The organism is Shewanella sp. KX20019 (assembly GCF_016757755.1).
Lineage (GTDB): Bacteria > Pseudomonadota > Gammaproteobacteria > Enterobacterales > Shewanellaceae > Shewanella.
In genome coordinates this window covers 3,147,890-3,169,012 of the sequence record NZ_CP068437.1, presented here as the reverse complement: position 1 = coordinate 3,169,012, position 21,123 = coordinate 3,147,890, and the positions used below count along the sequence as shown (strand labels likewise).

Annotated in this window: 14 protein-coding genes; 7 read left to right on the top strand and 7 right to left on the bottom strand. The window is 45.1% G+C overall.

Annotated elements, in window-relative coordinates; all coding sequences use genetic code 11:
- Positions 1–125 precede the first annotated feature (125 nt).
- Positions 126–476, top strand: a complete 351-nt coding sequence (locus JK628_RS13910) for a VOC family protein (RefSeq protein ID WP_202285225.1) — start codon at positions 126–128, stop codon at positions 474–476.
- A 58-nt stretch (positions 477–534) separates the two neighbouring features.
- A complete protein-coding gene (locus JK628_RS13905; protein WP_202285224.1) occupies positions 535–879 on the top strand; it encodes a 5-carboxymethyl-2-hydroxymuconate Delta-isomerase in 345 nt (114 codons plus the stop codon).
- 82 nt (positions 880–961) lie between these two features.
- Here JK628_RS13905 and asnB read toward each other — a convergent pair whose 3' ends face one another.
- Both asnB and JK628_RS13895 read right to left on the bottom strand, forming a co-directional pair.
- Entirely contained in the window at positions 962–2,626 is a 1,665-nt protein-coding gene (asnB, locus tag JK628_RS13900) for an asparagine synthase B (RefSeq protein WP_202285223.1), read from the bottom strand.
- 463 nt (positions 2,627–3,089) lie between these two features.
- On the bottom strand, positions 3,090–4,736 hold the full coding sequence (locus JK628_RS13895; RefSeq protein WP_202285222.1) for a M28 family metallopeptidase: 1,647 nt from the start codon (positions 4,734–4,736) through the stop codon (positions 3,090–3,092).
- 695 nt (positions 4,737–5,431) lie between these two features.
- Between JK628_RS13895 and JK628_RS23470 the strand changes: the two genes are divergently transcribed.
- Both JK628_RS23470 and JK628_RS13885 read left to right on the top strand, forming a co-directional pair.
- Positions 5,432–5,893 carry a type II secretion system protein gene (locus JK628_RS23470; protein ID WP_202285221.1) on the top strand — a complete coding sequence of 154 codons (462 nt, stop codon included), beginning with the start codon at positions 5,432–5,434 and terminating at the stop codon, positions 5,891–5,893.
- A 973-nt stretch (positions 5,894–6,866) separates the two neighbouring features.
- Positions 6,867–9,008, top strand: coding sequence for a TonB-dependent receptor (locus tag JK628_RS13885; protein ID WP_202285220.1), 2,142 nt, complete (start codon positions 6,867–6,869; stop codon positions 9,006–9,008).
- Between the two features lie 188 nt (positions 9,009–9,196).
- Here the strand turns inward: JK628_RS13885 and JK628_RS13880 are convergent, their stop codons facing one another.
- Together JK628_RS13880 and JK628_RS13875 are read right to left on the bottom strand one after the other, a co-directional pair.
- Positions 9,197–12,016: an FAD-binding and (Fe-S)-binding domain-containing protein gene (locus JK628_RS13880; RefSeq protein WP_202285219.1), complete on the bottom strand. Its 2,820-nt coding sequence runs from the start codon at positions 12,014–12,016 to the stop codon at positions 9,197–9,199.
- A 79-nt stretch (positions 12,017–12,095) separates the two neighbouring features.
- The gene (locus JK628_RS13875; protein WP_202285218.1) at positions 12,096–13,739 is read right to left on the bottom strand and encodes an L-lactate permease; all 1,644 of its coding nucleotides are present in this window, start codon (positions 13,737–13,739) and stop codon (positions 12,096–12,098) included.
- Positions 13,740–14,456: 717 nt separating this feature from the next.
- On the opposite strand from JK628_RS13875, the gene JK628_RS13870 reads away from it, so the two are divergent.
- Together JK628_RS13870 and JK628_RS13865 are read left to right on the top strand one after the other, a co-directional pair.
- Positions 14,457–15,857 (top strand): cache domain-containing protein, encoded by a 1,401-nt coding sequence (locus JK628_RS13870; RefSeq protein ID WP_202285217.1) that lies wholly within the window; start codon positions 14,457–14,459, stop codon positions 15,855–15,857.
- Entirely contained in the window at positions 15,854–16,474 is a 621-nt protein-coding gene (locus tag JK628_RS13865) for a response regulator (RefSeq protein ID WP_202285216.1), read from the top strand. Before JK628_RS13870 ends, JK628_RS13865 begins: the two co-directional genes overlap by 4 nt.
- Before the next feature lie 317 nt (positions 16,475–16,791).
- Here the strand turns inward: JK628_RS13865 and JK628_RS13860 are convergent, their stop codons facing one another.
- The 3 genes from JK628_RS13860 to purM all read right to left on the bottom strand — a co-directional run bounded on the left by JK628_RS13860 (position 16,792) and on the right by purM (position 20,142).
- Positions 16,792–17,862, bottom strand: coding sequence for a DcaP family trimeric outer membrane transporter (locus tag JK628_RS13860; protein ID WP_202285215.1), 1,071 nt, complete (start codon positions 17,860–17,862; stop codon positions 16,792–16,794).
- Between the two features lie 595 nt (positions 17,863–18,457).
- Positions 18,458–19,102, bottom strand: coding sequence for a phosphoribosylglycinamide formyltransferase (gene purN, locus JK628_RS13855; protein WP_202285214.1), 645 nt, complete (start codon positions 19,100–19,102; stop codon positions 18,458–18,460).
- Complete coding sequence (gene purM / locus JK628_RS13850; RefSeq protein WP_202285213.1) at positions 19,102–20,142, bottom strand: phosphoribosylformylglycinamidine cyclo-ligase; 1,041 nt, start codon at positions 20,140–20,142, stop codon at positions 19,102–19,104. The genes purN and purM overlap by 1 nt, the downstream gene beginning before the upstream one ends.
- A gap of 218 nt (positions 20,143–20,360) precedes the next feature.
- Here purM and upp point away from each other — a divergent pair, with 218 nt between their 5' ends.
- On the top strand, positions 20,361–20,987 hold the full coding sequence (gene upp, locus JK628_RS13845) for a uracil phosphoribosyltransferase (protein WP_202285212.1): 627 nt from the start codon (positions 20,361–20,363) through the stop codon (positions 20,985–20,987).
- Positions 20,988–21,123: the final 136 nt, after the last annotated feature.

The following is a 21,123-nucleotide window of genomic DNA, read 5'->3' as shown; positions in this document are numbered from 1 at the left end:
TGGCAAGTAATAGATGACGAAAGGGAGCTTAGGCTCCCTTTTTTGTGGTCAGCGTTCTATAGCCTTATGGCAGAACGTGATATTGTTTTAGCGATAAAGCCATTTTTCGTTATAGGGAGCCACCGATGAGCCAGCATCACACGATTAACTATTTGGAAATGCCTGTGAGTAATATTCAGGCAAGCAAGGATTTTTTCAGCCAGGTTTTTGCTTGGGAGTTTGTTGATTATGGACCAGAATATAGCTGCTTTTTAAATGCGGGGATCAACGGTGGTTTTTACTTGTCTGAGCAAGACTTTACCTTAGCGAAAGGCTCACCATTAGTGGTGCTCTATTCAAATGATTTAAGCCTATCAAAGCAAAATGTTGTTGCTGCGGGTGGAGTGGTGAGCAAGGATATATTTTCATTTCCGGGTGGACGTCGATTTCACTTCCTCGATCCTAATGGTAATGAATTTGCTGTATGGTCAGAATAAGTACCTGTATTAAAGCATTGAATAAGTTCTATAAAAATAAAAACAAAAAGGGCTGAACATGCCACATTGTGTTATCGAGTACGCTAAACCGTTAAAGCACATCATATCCGTAGAAGCGATGGTCGAAGCCATACATCTTGCTTTGATTGATTCCGACCTATTTGAACCGCAGGCGGTTAAAACTCGCGCCCACGGCGTAGAGCACTTTAGAGTGGGTGAAGATGAAGCTAACACCTTTGTGCATATTCATATGGCCATCATGCCTGGACGCAGTGACGAGCAAAAAGCGCTATTGCTTGAACGGGTGTTTGAGTCGATCTCACTCATCACTAATGTAGTTAGCAGTGTAACCATGGAAATCGTTGATATTAACAAACAGCATTATTTGAAGGTGCTTAACTGATAAAGGTTGTTATCCACTTTTTGTTAGGTAAAGAAAAGCCACTCAATCGAGTGGCTTTTTATTTAATCACATTGACTAGCGCTTAATAAGCGCTGTCGTGAACAGATTGAACAGCGCGTCCTGAAGGGTCGATAATGCCTTGTAGACTCTCATCCCAAGCGAGTGCTTCAGGAGTTGAACAGGCTACCGACTTTCCGCCAGGGACTGTTTCAGCTGCGCTGGCAAGCGGGAATAGCTCTTCAAAGAAGGTACGATAGAAATAGCCTTCTTTGGTTTCTGGTGTGTTATATGGGAACCTAAATTTGGCATTTGCTAGTTGCAAGTCGTCAACTTGCTTGGCTGCATGCTCTTTCAGACCATCAATCCAAGAGTAGCCAACGCCATCACTAAACTGCTCTTTTTGGCGCCAAGCAACCTCTTTTGGCAACTTGTGTTCAAACGCTTCGCGTAATATGTGCTTTTCAATCTTGCCATCTTTTGACATTTTAGCTTCTGGGTTAATACGCATTGCGACGTCCATAAACTCTTTGTCGAGGAAAGGAACGCGAGCTTCTAATCCCCAAGCTGCCATGGCTTTGTTGGCGCGCAGGCAATCAAATAGGTGTAGTTTATCAAGCTTTCGCACCAGCTCTTCATGAAAGGCCTGTGCATTGGGTGCTTTGTGGAAGTATAAGTAGCCGCCAAATAACTCATCAGCCCCTTCACCTGATAGCACCATCTTAATACCCATCGCTTTAATTTTACGCGCCATTAAATACATTGGCGTCGCGGCGCGAATGGTAGTCACGTCATAAGTTTCTAGATGATAGATGACATCTTTAATCGCATCGATGCCATCTTGAAAGGTAAAAGTGATTTCATGATGGATAGTGCCAATGGCATCTGCGACTTTTTTTGCCGCAATAAGGTCTGGTGCGCCCTCAAGGCCTACCGCAAAAGAGTGCAACTGCGGCCACCATGCACTGGTTTCACCGTCATCTTCAATGCGTCGTTTAGCAAATGTCTGAGTAATGGCTGAAATAACCGATGAGTCTAAACCACCGGAAAGTAGCACGCCGTAGGGGACGTCTGACATCAATTGGCGTTTAACGGCAGCTTCCAGTGCATCACGTACCTCTTCACTGCTGGCTGGGTTGCTTTGAACCGCGGCAAACTCACGCCAGTCACGTTGATAGTATTGAGTAAGCTCGCCAAATTCGCTCGATAAGTAGTGGCCAGGGCTGAAGGTTTCAACTGTTTTACATACTGGCATCAGCGCTTTCATTTCTGACGACACATAGAAGTTACCTTCGCTGTCACGACCCGTATAGAGCGGGATAATACCCATATGGTCACGACCGACTAAATACGTATCTTTAGACTTATCGTAAAGGACGAAGGCGAAAATACCGTTGAGCTTATCTAAAAACGCAGTACCGTATTCTTGATATAGAGCCAGAATGACTTCGCAATCGGAGTTTGTTTGATAGCTATACTTATTGCCAAGCTCTGCTTTAAGCTCTTTGTGGTTATAGATCTCGCCATTGACAGCCAAGACTATGCTTTCATCTTGGCTTAGTAATGGCTGTGCGCCGTGCTCAATATCAACAATGGCTAAACGTTCATGGGCTAGAATGGCTTTATCACTGCTATAGATCCCAGACCAATCAGGCCCACGGTGACGTAGCAGTTTTGACATTTCAAGTGCGACTTGGCGCAGTGGCACTGCGTCAGATTGAATATCTAAAATAGCGAAAATTGAACACATAGGTCACTCCAAAAAATGTCAGTCTTAATCTCAATTGAGTACTACTCTGCCATTGAAAATGAATAAGTACAAATCGAAAAATAGGGTTTTACCTGCTAATTGTCGATTTTGTTGCGTTAATCATCATTGATATGGTTTTTAAATTATCGATTATTTATATTTTCTCTATTTTTGCTGTGGAATGTCTATTGTCGTCACGTGTGATTCGGCTTCTACTGGAGATATGATAATGTACTGTAGATAATGACAATAATGTGCTGCTTTGGTTAATTTAGTGATATTTGGCACAAAATGATGAACTGATGGGGTAAATTAATGCAACAGAAAAATAATCTTGGATACGGTCATCCATAAAAAACGCTCGCAAGCGGATCGCTCACGAGCGTTATTGTCTATCCCGCTTCTACCTCCAACTACTTTGAAACATGCACTTTGAAGTTGAACGGGTATAGCCAACTGTTGATTACTTACTATCTGTTTTTGCGGGTCTAAGTGAGTGAAACTCAGTGCCGCTGAAATAGCCTGGCCAGTCGCTATTATTACCCAATGCTGTTGCTGCATTATAGTAGATGGCTAAATCTTCTAGCGCACCACTCAAGTCCCAATCTTCTCGGTACTCGTCACACACGTTGTGATAACAGCCTTTCATCTTCTGCTTCATCATCACCTTGTATTGCTCTGTGGCTTCATCAATCGGTTGGCTGCCGCCGCCAGCGAAGACAGCAGGGACCCCATATTTGGCGAAACTGAAGTGATCAGAGCGGAAGAAGCCGCCAGATTCAGGGTGTTTTTCACTGGTTGCAGTACGGTTCTGCTCTGTAACAGCCGCAATTAAATAGTTTTCCAACTCAGATTTTCCTTTACCTACTATGGTGTAATCTGAGGTACGGCCATAAATGTTGGTGCTATCTAAGTTAAAGGCAGCAACTGTTTTATCTAATGGATATACCGGCTTTGAGGCGTAGTAACGAGAACCAAGTAAGCCTTGCTCTTCACCTGTAGTAGCCACAAAGGTCACTGATCGAGCAAGTGGGTGGCCGTTTTTTGCCTGCTTGGCGAATTGGCGGGCAATCTCTAAAATACCCGCCGTACCTGAAGCATTGTCTAGTGCGCCGTTGTAAATTTGATCGCCATCTTTGCTTGGGTCTAAGCCTATGTGGTCCCAGTGAGCGGTAAATAGGATCTGCTCATCAGCACGGCTGCTTCCTGGTAACGTGGCAACAACATTATAGCTGTTGGCATATTCGGCTTTGTTTTCGAATGCGATAGAGGCCGTTTGGTTAAGCGCTATGTTGATGGCGCTACTTGCGGCGCGATCCGAGACTGTGTTTAGAGAAAGACCTGCTTTTTCGAATAATTTTCTGGCAACATCATGGGTCATCCAACCTTCAACTTCGATCCACTTTGCTTGTTCTGCTTTACTACGCACGAGATCTTGCTGTGCACCAGTCCAGCTATTTTCGACAACAGACCAAGGGTAAGAGGCTGGCTTGGTATCGTGAATGATAATGGCACCTAACGCGCCTTGACGGCTGGCTTCTTCGAACTTATAACTCCAGCGACCATAGTAAGTCATCGCTTTACCATCGAACTTTCCTGATGTTGGCAGGGCATACCCGGGATCGTTAACTAGGATCACCGCGATTTTTCCGCTCATGTCGATATCTTGGTAATCGTTCCATTGATACTCGGGAGCGTTGATCCCATAGCCAACAAAGACCAGTGGCGCATTAGCAATATCAACCTTGCTTACATCATGACGACTACCAACGACCAAGTCTTTACGATGTTGTAATTGCATATCACCTAAGCGGATAGACTGCTGTTCCGATGCGGTATAAGTCACCATAGGCACCGCTTGCAGGTAATCCTTGCCATTGGGTTTAGTTAGCCCCATTTCAGCAAATGCCTTGCTAAGGTAGTCCAACGTTAGCTGTTCGCCTTTGGTTGTTGGTGCGCGTCCTTCAAACTCATCTGAAGCGAGCACTTTTATATCTTGGCGGAAGCGAGATTCATCAAATAAGACTTTTTCAGGGGTGACAACATCTGTCGTATGTTGACTGCAAGCACTAAGCAGAGCTAGTGCACAGACTGGGAGTATAGTGCGCATCAATATGTCCTGTTATTGTTGTTTTAGACTTTTGTATCGTTCTTGATAGTTCATTGAGAACTTTAGCTGGCAATGATGGCGGAAACTTACCCATGATGACAAGCGGTAGAGTGCCTGAAAGTGTTACTTAATATTGCATAATCGGTTCATGTTGCTAACGAGTTTGCTCGTCAATGGTTTTCAATAGCCTAGGTAATGATTGCAGGGCGTGAGTGTCACTAATTAGCGGTGCTGATGCAGAGGTTCTAAGGTAAGTATCAGATATTCTTGCCCACTGTATTTAGATTGAGTAAATGCAATCTCGGCAGCAGTTTTCATTTTAAATACATTTAGTGCTTTTGGCGTGTTACTTAACGCCTGTAGCACTTTTAGTTATTAATTAAAGCAATCGTTTAACGTTAATTTTCCTGTGAGGAATTATTCTACATGCGTAATGGCTAAAGAGGAGATATTGCAAATTTTAACCTTCACTTCTGCCTTTAGATTGAGCTCATAATATCTTCTGTTAAATCAACACTTAGCTGAAATGGAGTTTAGTTTGTGGTAATTCCCCTCCATCCACCATCACAAAAAACCAATTCGACACTTGTGCCTATACATGTGTGTAGTTACTATTGCTGTTCAATTTTGATTTGCATGTTCACCCATGCAGTAGCTGAGTGCTAATACAATTGCTACAAGTTAAAGAGAGTTCAATGAGAAACAATACAAGTGGTTTTACATTAATTGAGTTAGTCGTTGTGATTATTATCCTCGGTATTCTAGCCGTCACCGCCGCACCGAAATTTATTAACTTAAATGATGATGCTGATATTGCTGTGGCGGAAGGCATGGCCAGTGCGTTATCTACTGGCGTCAGATTAGCCCGCGCACAGCATCTCATAGAGGGGGAACAAGGGGAAATAACGTTAGATGATGGCTCAGAAATATCATTTATGCGATTGTTCAGAGTCACTGCGTTCCCGCAAGCGAGTAGCCCTATAGAGTGCCAAGAACTTTGGAATAACTTGACCCAAGGCGAAAGGGCTAGCTTAGGTATTGATCCAAGAAACACGGACAAACTCGTGGCTGATTATGCAAGCCTAGAATGCCGCTATACCATTAATGAACGAGCCTTTAGCTACAGTACTATCGATGGCACAGTCCAAAATAGTTAGCTCGTTTTCAGCGAGTATGGTTGACATTGAACATTGCTAAATACATCTGCACTGATTCGACAATATATTATTTTTGCATCTAGGCTTACTTATCTAGGTAAGCCGTTATGTACACTTGCTTAAGAGGCTGTATGTCACTTTTCCGTAAAAGAACCCCTTGGTACAAGAGGAAACAAAAACACAAGCTTGAGAAAGGGCTGTGTATGTTCTGCCTCGCCGTCATAATTGTGATGTTAAATCTGTAAGCGAAAGAAAAAATTACTTTATATGACTGTTGAAACTTGCATGATAGTCAGTCGTTAGTACTGTAAACATTGATTTTGCAGTATAAATTTTTATAGGCAGAGTGGATTGTGTTACGTATAGATAAACCATCCTCTGCTCCTCAGAGATCTTTTTGCAATTATCAAGTCAAGGGAAGAGGCTAGCTTAAAGTAGTGCCAATCAGGTCATGAGTGGATGTGAGGATATGTTGCCTGATACCACTCTATTTAGCTTTTTTAGCAGCTGTCGGTGTTAGCTGAATATCCATCAGCACAGTTCCTCACTGTGATGATGGATAACCTAGTCACATTGGTTACATCTACAAGTGATAAATTTCTATAGCAAGCAGTTTCATTAATCAATAATCAAGGATTGAGATTTTATGAAAAACCGTAAGCGTGTAGGAAAAACGATGAAAAGACACAAAAACAAATTGGAGAAGGTACTGTCGGCATTCTGCTTAATAGCCATTTTATTTATGCTGTGTTTATAGATTTCAAGATCGGCCAAGTTACAATTAGATAGCAAATTCCCATTATCCTCAAACTAAATTCACAGTCCTTATATATACTGTAGCGGTCATTAACAGGGCGCTAGAGTGATCTTTGTATCAATTGTAAGTAATTTGTTTGTAAATGTTGTGTAAGTGGATTGATTTTCTTTTTTGTATGTAAATAATAGTCGTTCTCATTTACATATGGAAAGACAAGTGAAATTAAGTATTTTAGGATTGGCAGTATTGAGTGCGTTGGCAATGACCACGGCTCAAGCAAAGGAAAATACACCATCGACACCGGAAGATGATGCCATAGAGCACATTTTAGTTTCCGCTTCTCCATTTGCACAAAAGTTAAGCGATACCCCTAATTCGGTGTTTATCGTGTCAGAGGCCGATCTCGATCTTCAACGTGTGGTTGCACGTAACCTGTCTGAAATGATCTCTAATCTGGTGCCTGGCTTCTCGCCGAGTACTGAAACCATGTCTACGTTTGGACAAAACTTTCGTGGTGGTAAAGCGATAGTGATGATTGACGGTGTGTTGATATCAACAACGCTGCGTGCGGGCGGACGCGATCTACAATCTATTTCAGTTGATGTCATTCAAAGTATCGAAGTGATTAAAGGCGCCAGCGCCATGTATGGCAATGGTGAAGCGGGTGCCATCATCAATGTTATTACCAAGAAACCAACAGTTAACTTTGAAATGCAGACTCGAGTGGGCGTTGAAGCATTTGCAGATGAACTATCTGATGCTGGCTACAGTGTGTCACAGAGCTTTTCTGGTACCACTGACTTTGACCTCGGTTACTTGCTGAACTTGTCGGGTAAAGACCGAGGTAATCTATATGATTCAGCTGGTAATCAACTGCCTGGAGCCCCCAATAGCCAAGGCGGAATGGGGGATGCAGATGAGTATGATGTGCTATTCAAATTAGAGCAGGAGATGAATGATGGCCGTTTTGCTTTGTTGGCACATCATTACAACATTGAGAATAAACTGCATTACAAGCGCACTGTTAACGATGAAAATGGCTTAGTTGAAATTGACAAAAGCGCACCATATACCGGCTCTAACCCTAAAACCAAGCTAAGTACCATTCAGCTGACCTACGACAATGATGATGTGCTTGATCAGCAGTTAAGCTTGTCTACCTATTACAGTAAAGTCAACGTGGGTTACGAGTCAGATTCTGAAATTGTATCTAAGCGCAGTGGTTTTAAAGCGGCGATGCAGTGGACGATTAATGACAGCAGTCGTTTGGCTTATGGCTTTGAATATGGTCGAGATAATACTGAGCAAGGCAGAGTACGCGATGTGATTGTGGCTCAGGATATTGACGGTAACCTGCAAACACAGCCGCAGTATATTTGTTCAGTGTGTGATTTAACTGAAACCAAATTAAGCCCTTTTGCGCAGTACTGGAATCAAATTACAGATGATCTTACGCTACAAATTGGTTTGCGATATGAAAATTTTGAAATAGAAGTACCCGATTACCAACGTTATCAAAGAGGCGTTTTATCAGACAAACAAGGTGATACTTTAAAGTATGATAAGCCATTGGTTAATTTAGGTTTAGTTTATCGTGTTGCTGATAACACAGACCTATTTGTGAGTTTCTCGCAGGGTTATTCTCATGCCGATATGCGGATGCTCAGAGACATGCCAGTGGATAGTGTTAGTGAGTTTGCAGACGACATTCCGGCCACTCAAACCAATTACTATGAAACAGGATTGCGTTATGGCGGTGAAAGCTTGCAAGCCAGCTTATCCTTCTTCTATTCCGATATAACAGACGGTTATGCATACGACTACAACGTTGATGCCGAGCTAGTCAAACGAGTGGCAGCGGTTATCGTTGCAGATGAAGAAATATGGGGCTTTGAAGCAACATTGGATTATCAAATCAATGATGCAATTAAAATTGGCACCAGTGTTTCACAATCTGAAGGCCAACGTACTAACGGTGAAACCGGTGTTGATTATTGGATGAATGGCACGCGTATTACACCAATTAAAGCGACATTGTACGGTGATTATCGCTTTAACGAGATAGCGTCACTGCGCATACAAGCCAACTACGTTGGCGACAGGGACAAAAACAGTCCAGAAAGTGAAGCGGGTTATAGTTACTACGAATCACCTTATGATGGTTATACGTTAGTGGACCTGGTGACTAGTTTTGATACTGATTACGGGCGTTTAACCTTCGGTATCGATAACTTACTCAATGAAGATTATCAGCCGCTAGTGTCGCAAATGAACAAAGAGGTTGTTTGGGAGCAGTATCGTAATCAATTCTCTGGTTATGGTCGTCGCTTGGCACTGGAATACAGTATCAACTATTAGTGGGTGGCTATGCTAAATCGCTGAGATGATTTTCTAGATCTGAAAAGTATCTTGATCTGTTCAACCAAGCTCAATTGGCTCCACTGCCATTGTCTGGTGGTTGGCACTCAAGGTAATGTCTCTAGTGAGTATAAGTGAAATAAGGGGCTGAAATTAGCCCCTTATTACTCACTATAGCTTACTGGCGTTTAGCCACGAGTACACTCTTCAAGCAGATAGGCTAAATGACGATAAGGGATGCCGCTATGCTCAGTAAGGCCGACCTCACACATACGGTTAGCGTAATACCCCTCATTCACATCAACCGGGATCAACTTCTTAATGTTACGCAGAGCGCTGGCATTGATCTCTGGCTTATAGAGGCCTTTTTCACCCGCATAACCACAACATTGGATCCCAGCTGGACGAATAACCTGATGACAACAGGCATCCGCTATGGCGGTCATTTTAGGTTCAACCTTCATTGTTCTAGCGCTACAGCCAAGATGCAATGCTGCATGAGACTTCTTCTTGATGGTCATTTTAGGCAACAATTTGTCGTGCATAAACTCAACCAGATCAACTATCTCAACTTTCTCCGTTAAAGCCGCGTCACCCGCTAACGTACGCTTAGTGCATGACAGCGCATCGACGATAACCGGTAGCTTTCCGCCTTGAGTCATGGCTGAAACAGCCTGAATCAACTCTAGACGCTTTGCATCGGCATTTTTAAAGTCTCCCTTAGATTCCCACATCTGGCCACAGCACAGATCGCGCGTCTTCTCTGGAGTGATAACGTTATAACCTGCTCGCTCCAGTAAGGTGACCACAACTTCAGGCAGCGGTCGTTTGTCAGTATCGACCGGCGTAGGACCGAAGGTGCGACCACCGCAGGCTGGGAAGTAAACCACTGTATCCTGACCAGATTTAGCTGCAGAAACCTTAGGCAGTTTGCCGCCTTTAGGGAAGGATGGATTCCAGTAAGGAACTTCACTGCTGATCAGTCGTCCGGCCTTCATCATAGTATTAGTGATACCGTCGCCAGTGATCTTGTGGATGACGCCCAACATATCGAAACCTGTACTGATCACGCCGTTTACCACACCGAAGTGATTAGCCTGAAAATCGAGGAACTTTTGTTGACCACTGCTGATAGATGGGGTTCTTAATTTACGCACCAGTTGCCCCATCTTATTATCCACCGGGCAGGCTATGGTGCACAGCTGACAGGCGGCGCAAGTATCGATAACATCGTACTTGGCAGCGGCGCGCATGGTATCGGCGGCCTGCTGATCACCACTTTGCTCCAGACGGGCGATCTCACGCAAGGTCGCAATACGCTGACGAGGAGTGAGGTTCAGTGCTGATGTCGGGCAGGTCTTCTCACAGAAACCGCACTCAAGACATTTATCGACAAAGTCATCGACTACCGGACAAGGCTTGATGTTCTTAACGTGGATTTTTGGATCATCGTTTAAGATTACCCCAGGATTCAGGATCCCCTGGGGATCGAATAGCTGTTTGATGCTCTTCATCAGCGTATAGGCATCCTGACCCCACTCCATCTCAACATAGGGCGCGACCGCGCGACCGGTACCATGTTCGGCTTTCATTGAACCGTCGTACTTGTTGATCACCATGTCGGCAATTTCATCCATAAACGCATGGAAATTGTCTATGTCAGCTTGAGTCGAGAAGGTTGGCGTGATGATGAAGTGAAAGTTACCGGCCAGTGCATGGCCATAGATGCAGCCTTCGGGATAACCAAATTTGTGCATTAGCGCGGTAATATCACTAGCGGCAGTGGCTAAATGTTCAAGCTCGAATGCCACGTCTTCGATAATCACCGATGTACCTTTGGGACGCTCACCGGCAACGATAGGGAACAAGCCCTTACGCATAGCCCAGTACTCGCCATATACCGCAGCGTCGCTGGTAAAGCTGATTGGACGTAGAAAATCAAATCCTTCGAGCTTAGCGATCACATCCTTGGTGTAGGCATCTAACGTTTTGGCATCATCGGCACGGGATTCTATCAGCAAAATAGCTGACAAGGGTGGCAACTCGGATAACCACTCAGGCATCCCAGGTTTGCCGGTAACCGCCTTAATAGATGGCCAGTCGAGTAGTTCGGCCGCGGCAACACTGCCACAGTTAATCAACGGAATTGAGCGGGCAGCATCTTCCATGTTGTGGTAAACGGCTAGGGCTGACGCTTTAAATTTTGCTTCATTGACCGTGTGGTAGGTGACTTCGTTGATGAAGGCCAATGTACCTTCCATGCCGACCATCAGGTGATTGATGATGTCAAATGGATCGCTGAAATCGACTAAGGCATTGATGCCATAACCTGTGGTATTTTTAATGGAAAACTTCTTACGAATTTTGTCAGAAAGCACAATGTTGTGGCGCGTTTTATGCGCCAGTGCATGCACTTCCTCGAGCATTTTGCCATGAGACTTGGCGAATGCGACCTTAGATTTTTTACAGCCGGTGTCGAGCTCGGTACCATCGGCGAACAGCAACTTGGCCGACGCTATGGTCTGATAACTGTTTTGTGCGGTGCCGCAACACATGCCCGAGGCATTGTTAGCCACTATGCCACCGACCATGGCCGAGGCGATCGTCGCTGGATCCGGACCTATTTTACGGTTAAGCGGCGCTAGCACGGCGTTGGCATCGGCACCTATGACGGCGGAGCCGAGGGTGATCTGTCTAGCATCATCGCTGACTTCAATTTTTCTGAAACCATCATGGCCCAGAATAAGTAAAATCCCTTCACCAAGGGCCTGACCTGCTAGGCTGGTGCCCGCCGCACGAAAAGTTACCGCTGCATTATGCTCACGGGCAACGGCTAGAGTACGCTTAACTTGTTCCATGGTTTCGGCATGAACAACGACTTCTGGAACAATTCTGAAGTAGCTGGCATCGGTTGACCAAGCGAAGCGACGAACATACTCATCCGTCACAGGTTTTTCACCCAGTTGCGTACGCAGATCACTTATTACAGCTTTATAATTTATCGACATGGACATATCTCTTTACTCGCGATGATTAAGTTCAATCAGAACCGAAAATGTGCGGCTCTGATTGTTTGAGTATCACTTTTTAGAAGCCGCCCCAAAGGAAGGCTATGGTGCCTGCGATCATGGCGTAGGCCAGCGCTACCGGCATAGTCTTACGAATAATTTCTGATTCTCTTCCCGCCATACCTACTACGGTCGCGGCGGCAACGACGTTCATCACACACATCATGTTACCGGCGTTGGCGCCAATGCCCTGAAGTGCCAGAACCATAGCTTGGTTCATGCCAATGCTATCGGCGACGCTGTACTGCAGGCCGGAGAACATCATGTTGGAGAAGGTGGCACTGCCTGATAGGAAGGCACCGAAAATACCGACGATAGGGGAAACCCAAGACCATACAGCCCCCATGCTGCCCGCTAAGGTATCAGCCAAAGCAACAGGCATAGATGTCAAACCCGCAGCATTTTCGCCTGAGTTAAGAAAGATCTTCACCATAGGCACTGAAGCGCCGAGCGAAATGATGGTTGGAACCATAGAGCGGCACGATACCGTAATAGACTCACTGATGGCTTTCTTGTTCATTCTGAACAGGAAGAAGCCCAGGATACACACGATGATGAAGAAGGCACCTGGTGCATACAGAGTCTTGAATCCGGCCCCCAGCTCAGTACCTAACAAGCCGGTCCATTTGATGTTAAAACTTAGCAACCATGATTTTAGCGGCCCAATAACACGAGACAGCACCAATAAGGCCGCCATGATGATATAGGGAGTCCAGGCTGCAATTTGTGAGAATTTTGCCGTGGTAGCGACTTTAGTCTCTTTTTGGACGTCGTTTTCGGCAAAATCATTCCAGGGAGTCTTAGGCAGCATAATGCCTTTTTTGGCAACCGGGATAACGATAGCCATACCAACAAGGGCACCGATAACCGACGGGAACTCGGGGCCGGCGACGAAGTTAATGATCCAGGCCGGAACCGTGAATGCCAGTCCGGCAAACAGAGCAAACTTCCAGATGGCAAAGCCTTCGGTGAATGACTTGTTACGACCGAAGAAACCGGTCAGCAAGGACACCATAACTAGAGGGATAAGGGTACCGGTAACCAGATCTATGGTGATCATATGCATGGCAATGAACTGAGCATAATCGGCAAAGCTGCCACCATGCTGAGCAATCTGTTCGGCTGCCATGTTAACACCACCAGAAGTCAGCCCTTGCTCCATACCAAACAGCACCGGTAGACCAATTGCACCGAAGGATACGGACGCAGAGTCAGCAATCAGGGCGACAACCGCAGCGGCAATAGGGGGAATACCCAATAACACCAACAAAGGTGCGCCGATAGCAGCCGGTGTACCGAAGCCCGCACTACCTTCAATGAATGAGCCAAACAGCCAACAGATAATGATGACCTGCACACGTGCATCAGCACTAATATTTGTGAAGCCTGCGCGAATGGTATCCATCGCCCCTGAATACTTCAGGGTATTAAGCAAGAACACGGCACCAAAGATGATACTCAAGGGGGTCAAAGCTGCGAGTAATCCTTCGACGACGGATGCCGCCAAAAAGGTGGTATCCATCTGCCAGACAAACACGGCAGCTAGGCCGGTTAAAATGGCTGAAATGGGCATAGCCCGTGATGCTGGCATCTTCAGTAATACTAAAAATAGCATTACGCTGATCACCGGCGTTAAACTTGCGAGTAGTTGAGTAAAGGTCATGCTTGCCTCTTATTATCTAATTTTTACTTAGAGTTATTTCTAGTTAATAGTGGATTTGTTGACTCGTTGGTTACTGTCGTTTGCCTTAAGCACTGACCTAGGGTCAGATGCACGGCAAATGTATTATTTATCTACAGCCAATCATATGGCTTTATAGGGGCTTTTTTTATCCGTGTTTGCACCTAATACAACTAAGGGTTTACACGTAGATGCGTCAGTTAATCCGCGTTAAGGCTCGCATTCTCTAGGGGGGGGATTAAATGCCTTTAAATTATTATTCCATTATTACAATGACTTATGCGGCATGTTTTGGTGTGTGAGTTAACTGGTTGCAAGGGATGTCTCTAGGTCGCTACTGATATGATACAGATCAATTTTGTAACGATTAACCGTGAAATGGGTTATCGATGAGTATCAAGAAACGGTGGTCATATTGGTAAATGACACTGAATTAATAGCGGTAAATGAACAGGATCGTTCACTGTGGTTTAAGTGCTGTACTTTCTTGTATTTATTGTGAATCTGACGACATATTATTAAATAATAATGGTTGTGACTGTCGGGATATGCTGCTGACATCAAGTTGAGTTATTTGCCCTTCCTTTGATTTAACCCCTATATATTTGGGTATTTGTTGCCACTTTGTGGTTGATTAACTGTTAATATAACCCCCGTTTTGTGGGTGCGAACCCTGATATAGCGGAGTATTAATCAGCGATGAATATCAATCATAAGTTACAGCTAATCACCGTACTTCCACTCATTCTATCTCTGATACTGGTGCTGTTTGTGACTCAAATGCAGTATCGGGATCTCTCTCAGCAGGTGGTCGACGTTTATCGGCAGAGTATTATCGATCACCGCAAAGAGGAGCTGAAAAATTATCTGACGATCGCCAACGTGGCTATCAAACACCTCTACCAAAATAAGAGTGATGACAAGCAACAAATCCAGCAAGACGTTAAGTCAATGCTGGCTAATATGCGCTTCGGTGAGAATGGATACTTCTTCGCCTACGACCTGAATGGCAATAGCCTGGTCTTACCCGATCAAGAATGGCGGGTCGGCAAAAACTGGCTGGATTTGACCGACGACAACGGGGTCCCCTTTATTCAGGAGTTAATCTCAGGGGCGAGGAAAGGTGGCGGTTATCTCACCTACATCTTCAATCAGCCCTCCAATGAGGGGCTGCTGGGACAAAAGCTCGCTTATGCTGAGGTGTTGGGACAATGGGAATGGATGTTTGGTACCGGTGTTTATATTGATGATATCGATAAAGAGGCGGCATTATTGAGCACCTCTATAAGTAGTCATATCCGCAACACCTCCCTAATGACTCTGGCGATAGGTTTTTTAGCGGTCAGCGCTGTGTTTATCGGTGGCATTTTTATGCGTGTGGGTGAAAAACGACTCGCAAATGCTAAGCTCAGAACGCTTAATGAGCGGATTTATCAGACTCAGGAAGAGGAGTGCAAGCGGGTTTCCAGAGAGTTGCACGATGGCGTCAGCCAAACCATTGCCGCGGCCCTGTTTTCTATGGAAACCGCCCAATTGAAACAAGAATATGGTGACGATTCCAGTCCAGAACTGGAGAAGTCGATTACACTGACGCGGCAGATCATGCTTGATATCCGTAATATCTCCCATCAATTACATCCGGCCATTCTCGAAGATTATGGCTTGGGAGCGGCGTTAAAAGAGTTGGGCAGGGAGTTTTCGTTACGTACCGGTATCGAGGTCAAAGTGCAGCGATTATCGGTGCGTAAGATCCTGTCAACCGAGCTTAGCTGCGCGCTTTACCGCATTGTGCAGGAGTCGCTGACCAATATTGAGCGTCACTCTGAAGCAAAAAATGTGTTTATTTCACTGGGACTGACTCCGGGATGGTTGATCTTGGAAGTTCATGATGATGGTAAGGGGTTTAACTATGAATGCTTTGAGAAGAAATCGACCCCGTTTGAGGGGATAGGCCTGAGGAATATGAAGGAAAGAGTGAGTTTTTATAATGGTGATCTCGAGGTGGAGTCGACGATTGGCAAAGGAGTGACGCTGGTGGCACGTATTCCCCAGAGTGAGTTGCGTTATCGAGCCGATAGTGCCACAGGGGGATTATTATGATCCGTGTGCTACTGGTGGACGATCACCCCCTGTTTCGCGAAGGGTTGCGCTATCGTCTGAGCCTAGACAGTGATATTGAGGTACAAGCGGAAGCCGACAATGGTCTCCAGGCACTGGCAATCCTCAAGGATAAGCCAATCGATCTGGTGTTGACGGATATTAATATGCCGCAAATGGATGGCATGTATCTGCTTGAGTTGATTAAAGAGCAGGAGATGTCATGTAAGGTGGTGATGTTAAGCATGCATGACAACAGAGAATATATTATGGCGGCAATGCGCTACGGCGCTGATGGTTATATTCTCAAGGATGTACCCGGCAAAGAACTGATTGAAGCCATAAAAAAAATTGCCGCCGGCAAGCGCTATTTCAGTGCCGAAGTCATAGACACCTTGTCGCAGGAGCTGGCCAGTGGCAAGCAAGTCCTGGTAACCCAGCGAGAACAGTTGGTGTTACGCTTGATATCGCTGGGGATGAACAATAAACGCATTGCGCTGGAGATGAATGTCAGTGTACGTACGGTCGAAACCCATAAGCGTAATATTAAGCAGAAACTGGCGATAGACAGTACGGCCGGCCTGGTGCGTTATGCCATAGATCATGGCTTGGATCGGTAACAAGGATTTACAGAGGTTAGCCGTATCGAAAAAATACCCGAAGCGGGGTCATGCTTCGGGTAAAAGGCTAGCAAACTATCCATATAGTGGGCGTTAAGTTAGGGGCGCGCTTCATGTTTATTCTCTGGAGGCGTGGCCAACTATGCCAATGGGTGAGCTTATGGAGCTTGTAATTTAGAGGCTGATGGATGGCGCTAGTTTGATTGCTGACTTTTCCGTTATGCAAAGAGCACCAACAACTCGCCGCAAAAGAACCATAAAAGGTCAACAGCTTCGAGGAAAAGCAACGGCATAAATTAGCTTATGCCGTGCTGTTATTAAAGAACGTACTTGGCTGAGAGCTGAATGTAATCAGAGTTGGCACTGTCATTGGCAGAGATATCAGCATCATAGTTGCCAAATTCGACACCGACGCTTAACTGTTTGTTTAGCTGTTGGATCAGGTTGATACCGTAATGATTACGATCTGAGTCAGCGCCCACACCATTGAAATCTTCAACTTCAGCGTGGCCGTAGTAAACGCTAGAGCGTAAGTCGTCAGTCCAGAAGTGGCGATAAGCAACGGTATAGGCTTGCGTTGTCAGCAGATCACCACTGCCATCAGCATTGACCTTATCGCCAGCGTTGTGGCCAGGCGAAATATAACGACCTGCGGCGCCCGCGTTGTAGGCGAAGCGAAAGTCATCTTTACCGAAGCTATTCATTTTACCGCTTATGCTGTAAGCCAACTGAGTGCCGTCGGCATGACCTTGCACACCGTTGTCATCGAAGGTGCGAGCCAAAGCGGCAACAGCCACCTGGCCAAAATCGCCCTTGTAAGTGTAACGAACCACTGCATCGGGGATACTTTGGTTGGCATCGGTAGCATTGGCTGGGTTTTCCAATGCCAGCTGTAGACCGCCATTGGTATAACGGATCTGGGTTTGACGAACGAATACCTGACCGACGTGCGCTCCACCAAAGTCCAGTGCCTCGGCGATAGAAGCCAGTGGCATAAAGGTTGACCAGGTCTGGCCAACTTTCCAGTTCTTGTAAGCAATAAAGGCATGGCGCATACGCGGTGTGTATGAGTTAGAAACCAGTGCGTTACCGCCATCACCGTAGAAATCATATTCGAGGAATCCAGTCACGTCGCCATGAGTGAACTTTACATTGAAGCGTGACTCTTTGGCCTGGAGGCTGGTTTGATTGGTATCTGGCGCGCTGGTACTGGTACCTATCCAGAAGTCACGATAGGCCTGGTCGCCGCTGACATTACGCAGGTCGGCTTTGAAGTAGCCACCAAAGGTTAACTTCGAGCTTTCGTCGATTTTGACTTCGTAGCCAGCAAAAGAAGATGCTGAGAAAAATGTAGCTACCACTAACGCCGTTTTAGTTATTCTATTCATCAAGGTGCCTTTTGTATTTATTGATTTATTGGTTATTGTCGTCGGTTGTCTTGAGCGCTGCCCTAGGAGCAGATGCCGGCAAACTTATGGTTATCTGCGGCTAACCATATGGCTTTAGAGGTGATTTTTTAATCCGTGTTTACGCCTAAGACGACTAAGGGTTTACCCGTAGAAATACTGGGTTTCTAGTGTTCAGACTTGGGGGTTCTTTAGGGGGATAACTGGGATGTGTTATTTTTAGTGAATAAATACAGTGCGTTGTGCAATTATTTTTTTGGGTAAGCTAACGGGTAGCAAGGAAGAGTTGTATGTTGCTAGGGATATGATGTAGATCAACTTTGTAACGATTAGTCGTTAAATGTGTTACCGATGAGTGACGGGATGGTCACGGGTAGGATTCGGCGACCGAAGTAAATAAGGTCTAATATCTTTGTTGGTATCCGCTTTAATTTACGTAGTGACACTGGGTACTAGAGGGTAATTCTTGAAAAAGTTCTCTATATTGAGTCAGTGCATGACCCAGCGTTTGGGCTGAAAATAAAAAAGGCGCTTTAAGCGCCTTTTATCGGTTTGAACTAGCCTTTATGCTAAGAGCTTAATCTGCAGCGTAGCCATGGATATGCAGTACTTGGTCATCAAGTACTGCCGCACCTTCTACCATTTTCAATCGTTGTTGGCTAAACCATTTTACAACGAGTGGGTAGATGGCGTGTTCTTGTTCGTGAACACGTTCTGCAAGAACCTCTACAGAGTCATCTTCATAAACAGGCACTTTAGCTTGTAAGATCACCGGACCTGAATCTAGTTCGGGTGTGACAAAATGCACACTCGCGCCATGTTCACAGTCTTTTGCATCAATAGCACGTTGATGGGTATTCAAACCAGGATATTTTGGCAGCAGGGAAGGGTGGATATTAATCATCTTCCCTTCAAATCGCATGACAAACTCATCACTCAATATGCGCATAAAGCCAGCCAAGACCACGAGGTCTGGTTGATACTTTGCTATCGCACTAAAGAGCCTTTCATCATAGTCTGGTCTTGTTTCGCCTTTATGAGCGATGACGCAACTGGTATCAATTTCATTCTGGTGAGCACGAGTCAAGCCATAAGCATCGGGCTTATTACTAATGACACCAATGACTTCTGCTTGTACGTTATCATCACAGCCATCAATAATGGCTTGTAGATTACTGCCATTACCGGAAATTAATACTAAAACGCGACAGCTCTGAGACATTACAAGATCTCCACTTGCTCTTCGTCGTCAGTACGCTTGGCTATGTTACCGATTAACCATGCGTTTTCGCCTTCAGCATTTAATAATTCAAGTGCTGAACTGACTTTGTCAGCAGGAAAAGCAATCACCATGCCGACGCCACAGTTAAAGGTGCGGTACATCTCAAATTCAGTGATGTTGCCGTTTTCCATTAACCAATTGAAAACAACAGGCCACTGCCATGAGTCGCTTTTAACCACTGCTTTGCAATCTTCTGGTAATACACGGGGGATATTTTCCCAGAATCCACCACCAGTAATGTGCGACATTGCGTGAACATCATGCTGTTCAATCAACTTAAGCAGTGATTTAACATAAATTTTTGTGGGTTCTAATAGGTGGTCAATCAGCGGCTTGCCAGCAAGTTCTTGCGCTGGGTCGGCTTTGCTTACTTCTAAGACTTTACGTATTAGAGAGAAACCATTTGAATGCGGGCCGCTTGAGCCAAGCGCGATTAGAGCATCACCGTCTTGCACCTTAGTGCCGTCAATGATCTCTTCTTTTTCAACAACGCCGACGCAGAATCCTGCTAGGTCGTAGTCGTCGCCTTCATACATGCCTGGCATTTCAGCGGTTTCACCACCAATTAATGCACAACCAGATTGAACGCAACCTTCGGCGATACCTTTAACAACTGCAGTGGCAACTTCAACATCGAGTTTGCCAGTTGCATAGTAGTCGAGAAAGAATAGTGGCTCAGCACCAGACACGATTAAATCGTTTGAGCACATTGCAACGAGGTCAACACCAACGTTGTCATGTTTCTTATAATCAATAGCAAGGCGTAGCTTAGTGCCGACGCCATCAGTACCAGAAACCAGTACTGGATGCTTATACTTAGTTGGTAGCTCACAAAGTGCACCAAACCCACCTAGGTTGCCCATAACTTCTGGACGACGGGTACGTTTAACGGCTGACTTGATGTTGTTAACTAGTGCATTTCCGGCATCAATATCAACGCCTGCATCTTTATAGCTTAGTGGGGTAGTAGGAGTGCTCACGGAGATCCTCTCGGGTACGGGTCGATTGTTATTGGATTTTATGCGGCGCTATTCTACCAGTTTGTCAGTAGCCTCGAAAGCTTAGTTTTTCAATAAAGTTCGCGACAAGGCTCACGATTTAACGCCTTTTTAAAACTTTAAGTTTTCCTATGCGAACAAATCTACTAGAATCGTTAAAATTTACCGTAAAAAATACGTTAGAAAATCAGGAGAACAAGATGAAAGTCGTTGAAGTTAAACATCCTCTAGTCCGTCATAAAATTGGGTTAATGCGTGAAGGTGACGTTAGCACTAAGCGTTTTCGTGAGCTAGCGGCTGAAGTTGGGAGCCTACTGACGTATGAGGCAACGGCTGACTTCCAAACAGAGAAAGTCACCATCGAAGGATGGAACGGCCCAGTTGAAATCGAACAGATCAAAGGTAAAAAAGTCACTGTAGTGCCTATTTTACGTGCAGGTCTTGGCATGATGGATGGTGTATTGGAAAATGTTCCAAGTGCACGTATTTCGGTAGTAGGTATGTACCGTGATGAAGAGACACTTGAGCCAGTGCCATATTTTGAAAAACTCGCCAGCGATATGCCTAGTCGTATCGCGTTAGTGGTAGATCCAATGCTGGCGACGGGTGGCTCAATGATCTCGACTATTGATCTGCTTAAAGAGCGTGGTTGTACCTCAATTAAAGCACTAGTGTTAGTTGCTGCGCCAGAGGGTGTTGCTGCACTAGAAAAAGCGCATCCAGATATTGAGCTTTATACAGCATCAATTGATGACTGCTTAAACGAGCAAGGCTATATTTTGCCTGGTCTTGGCGATGCAGGTGATAAAATCTTTGGTACTAAGTAATACACAGAACGTTGTGCTTTGACTCAATAAACTGATTCAAGTGCAAATATTAAAAAAAGGAGCTAAATAGCTCCTTTTTTGTTTTTGTCCTTCCTAGAACCTAGAACCTAGAACCTAGAACCTAGAACCTAGAACC

Excerpts from the sequence above, each read along its gene's own strand:
- JK628_RS13910 (WP_202285225.1), top strand. The coding sequence starts at position 126 with ATGAGCCAGCATCACACGATTAACTATTTGGAAATGCCTGTGAGTAAT.
- JK628_RS13905 (WP_202285224.1), top strand. The coding sequence starts at position 535 with ATGCCACATTGTGTTATCGAGTACGCTAAACCGTTAAAGCACATCATA.
- asnB (WP_202285223.1), bottom strand. The coding sequence starts at position 2,626 with ATGTGTTCAATTTTCGCTATTTTAGATATTCAATCTGACGCAGTGCCA.
- JK628_RS13895 (WP_202285222.1), bottom strand. The coding sequence starts at position 4,736 with ATGCGCACTATACTCCCAGTCTGTGCACTAGCTCTGCTTAGTGCTTGC.
- JK628_RS23470 (WP_202285221.1), top strand. The coding sequence starts at position 5,432 with ATGAGAAACAATACAAGTGGTTTTACATTAATTGAGTTAGTCGTTGTG.
- JK628_RS13880 (WP_202285219.1), bottom strand. The coding sequence starts at position 12,016 with ATGTCGATAAATTATAAAGCTGTAATAAGTGATCTGCGTACGCAACTG.
- JK628_RS13875 (WP_202285218.1), bottom strand. The coding sequence starts at position 13,739 with ATGACCTTTACTCAACTACTCGCAAGTTTAACGCCGGTGATCAGCGTA.
- JK628_RS13870 (WP_202285217.1), top strand. The coding sequence starts at position 14,457 with ATGAATATCAATCATAAGTTACAGCTAATCACCGTACTTCCACTCATT.
- JK628_RS13865 (WP_202285216.1), top strand. The coding sequence starts at position 15,854 with ATGATCCGTGTGCTACTGGTGGACGATCACCCCCTGTTTCGCGAAGGG.
- JK628_RS13860 (WP_202285215.1), bottom strand. The coding sequence starts at position 17,862 with ATGAATAGAATAACTAAAACGGCGTTAGTGGTAGCTACATTTTTCTCA.
- purN (WP_202285214.1), bottom strand. The coding sequence starts at position 19,102 with ATGTCTCAGAGCTGTCGCGTTTTAGTATTAATTTCCGGTAATGGCAGT.
- upp (WP_202285212.1), top strand. The coding sequence starts at position 20,361 with ATGAAAGTCGTTGAAGTTAAACATCCTCTAGTCCGTCATAAAATTGGG.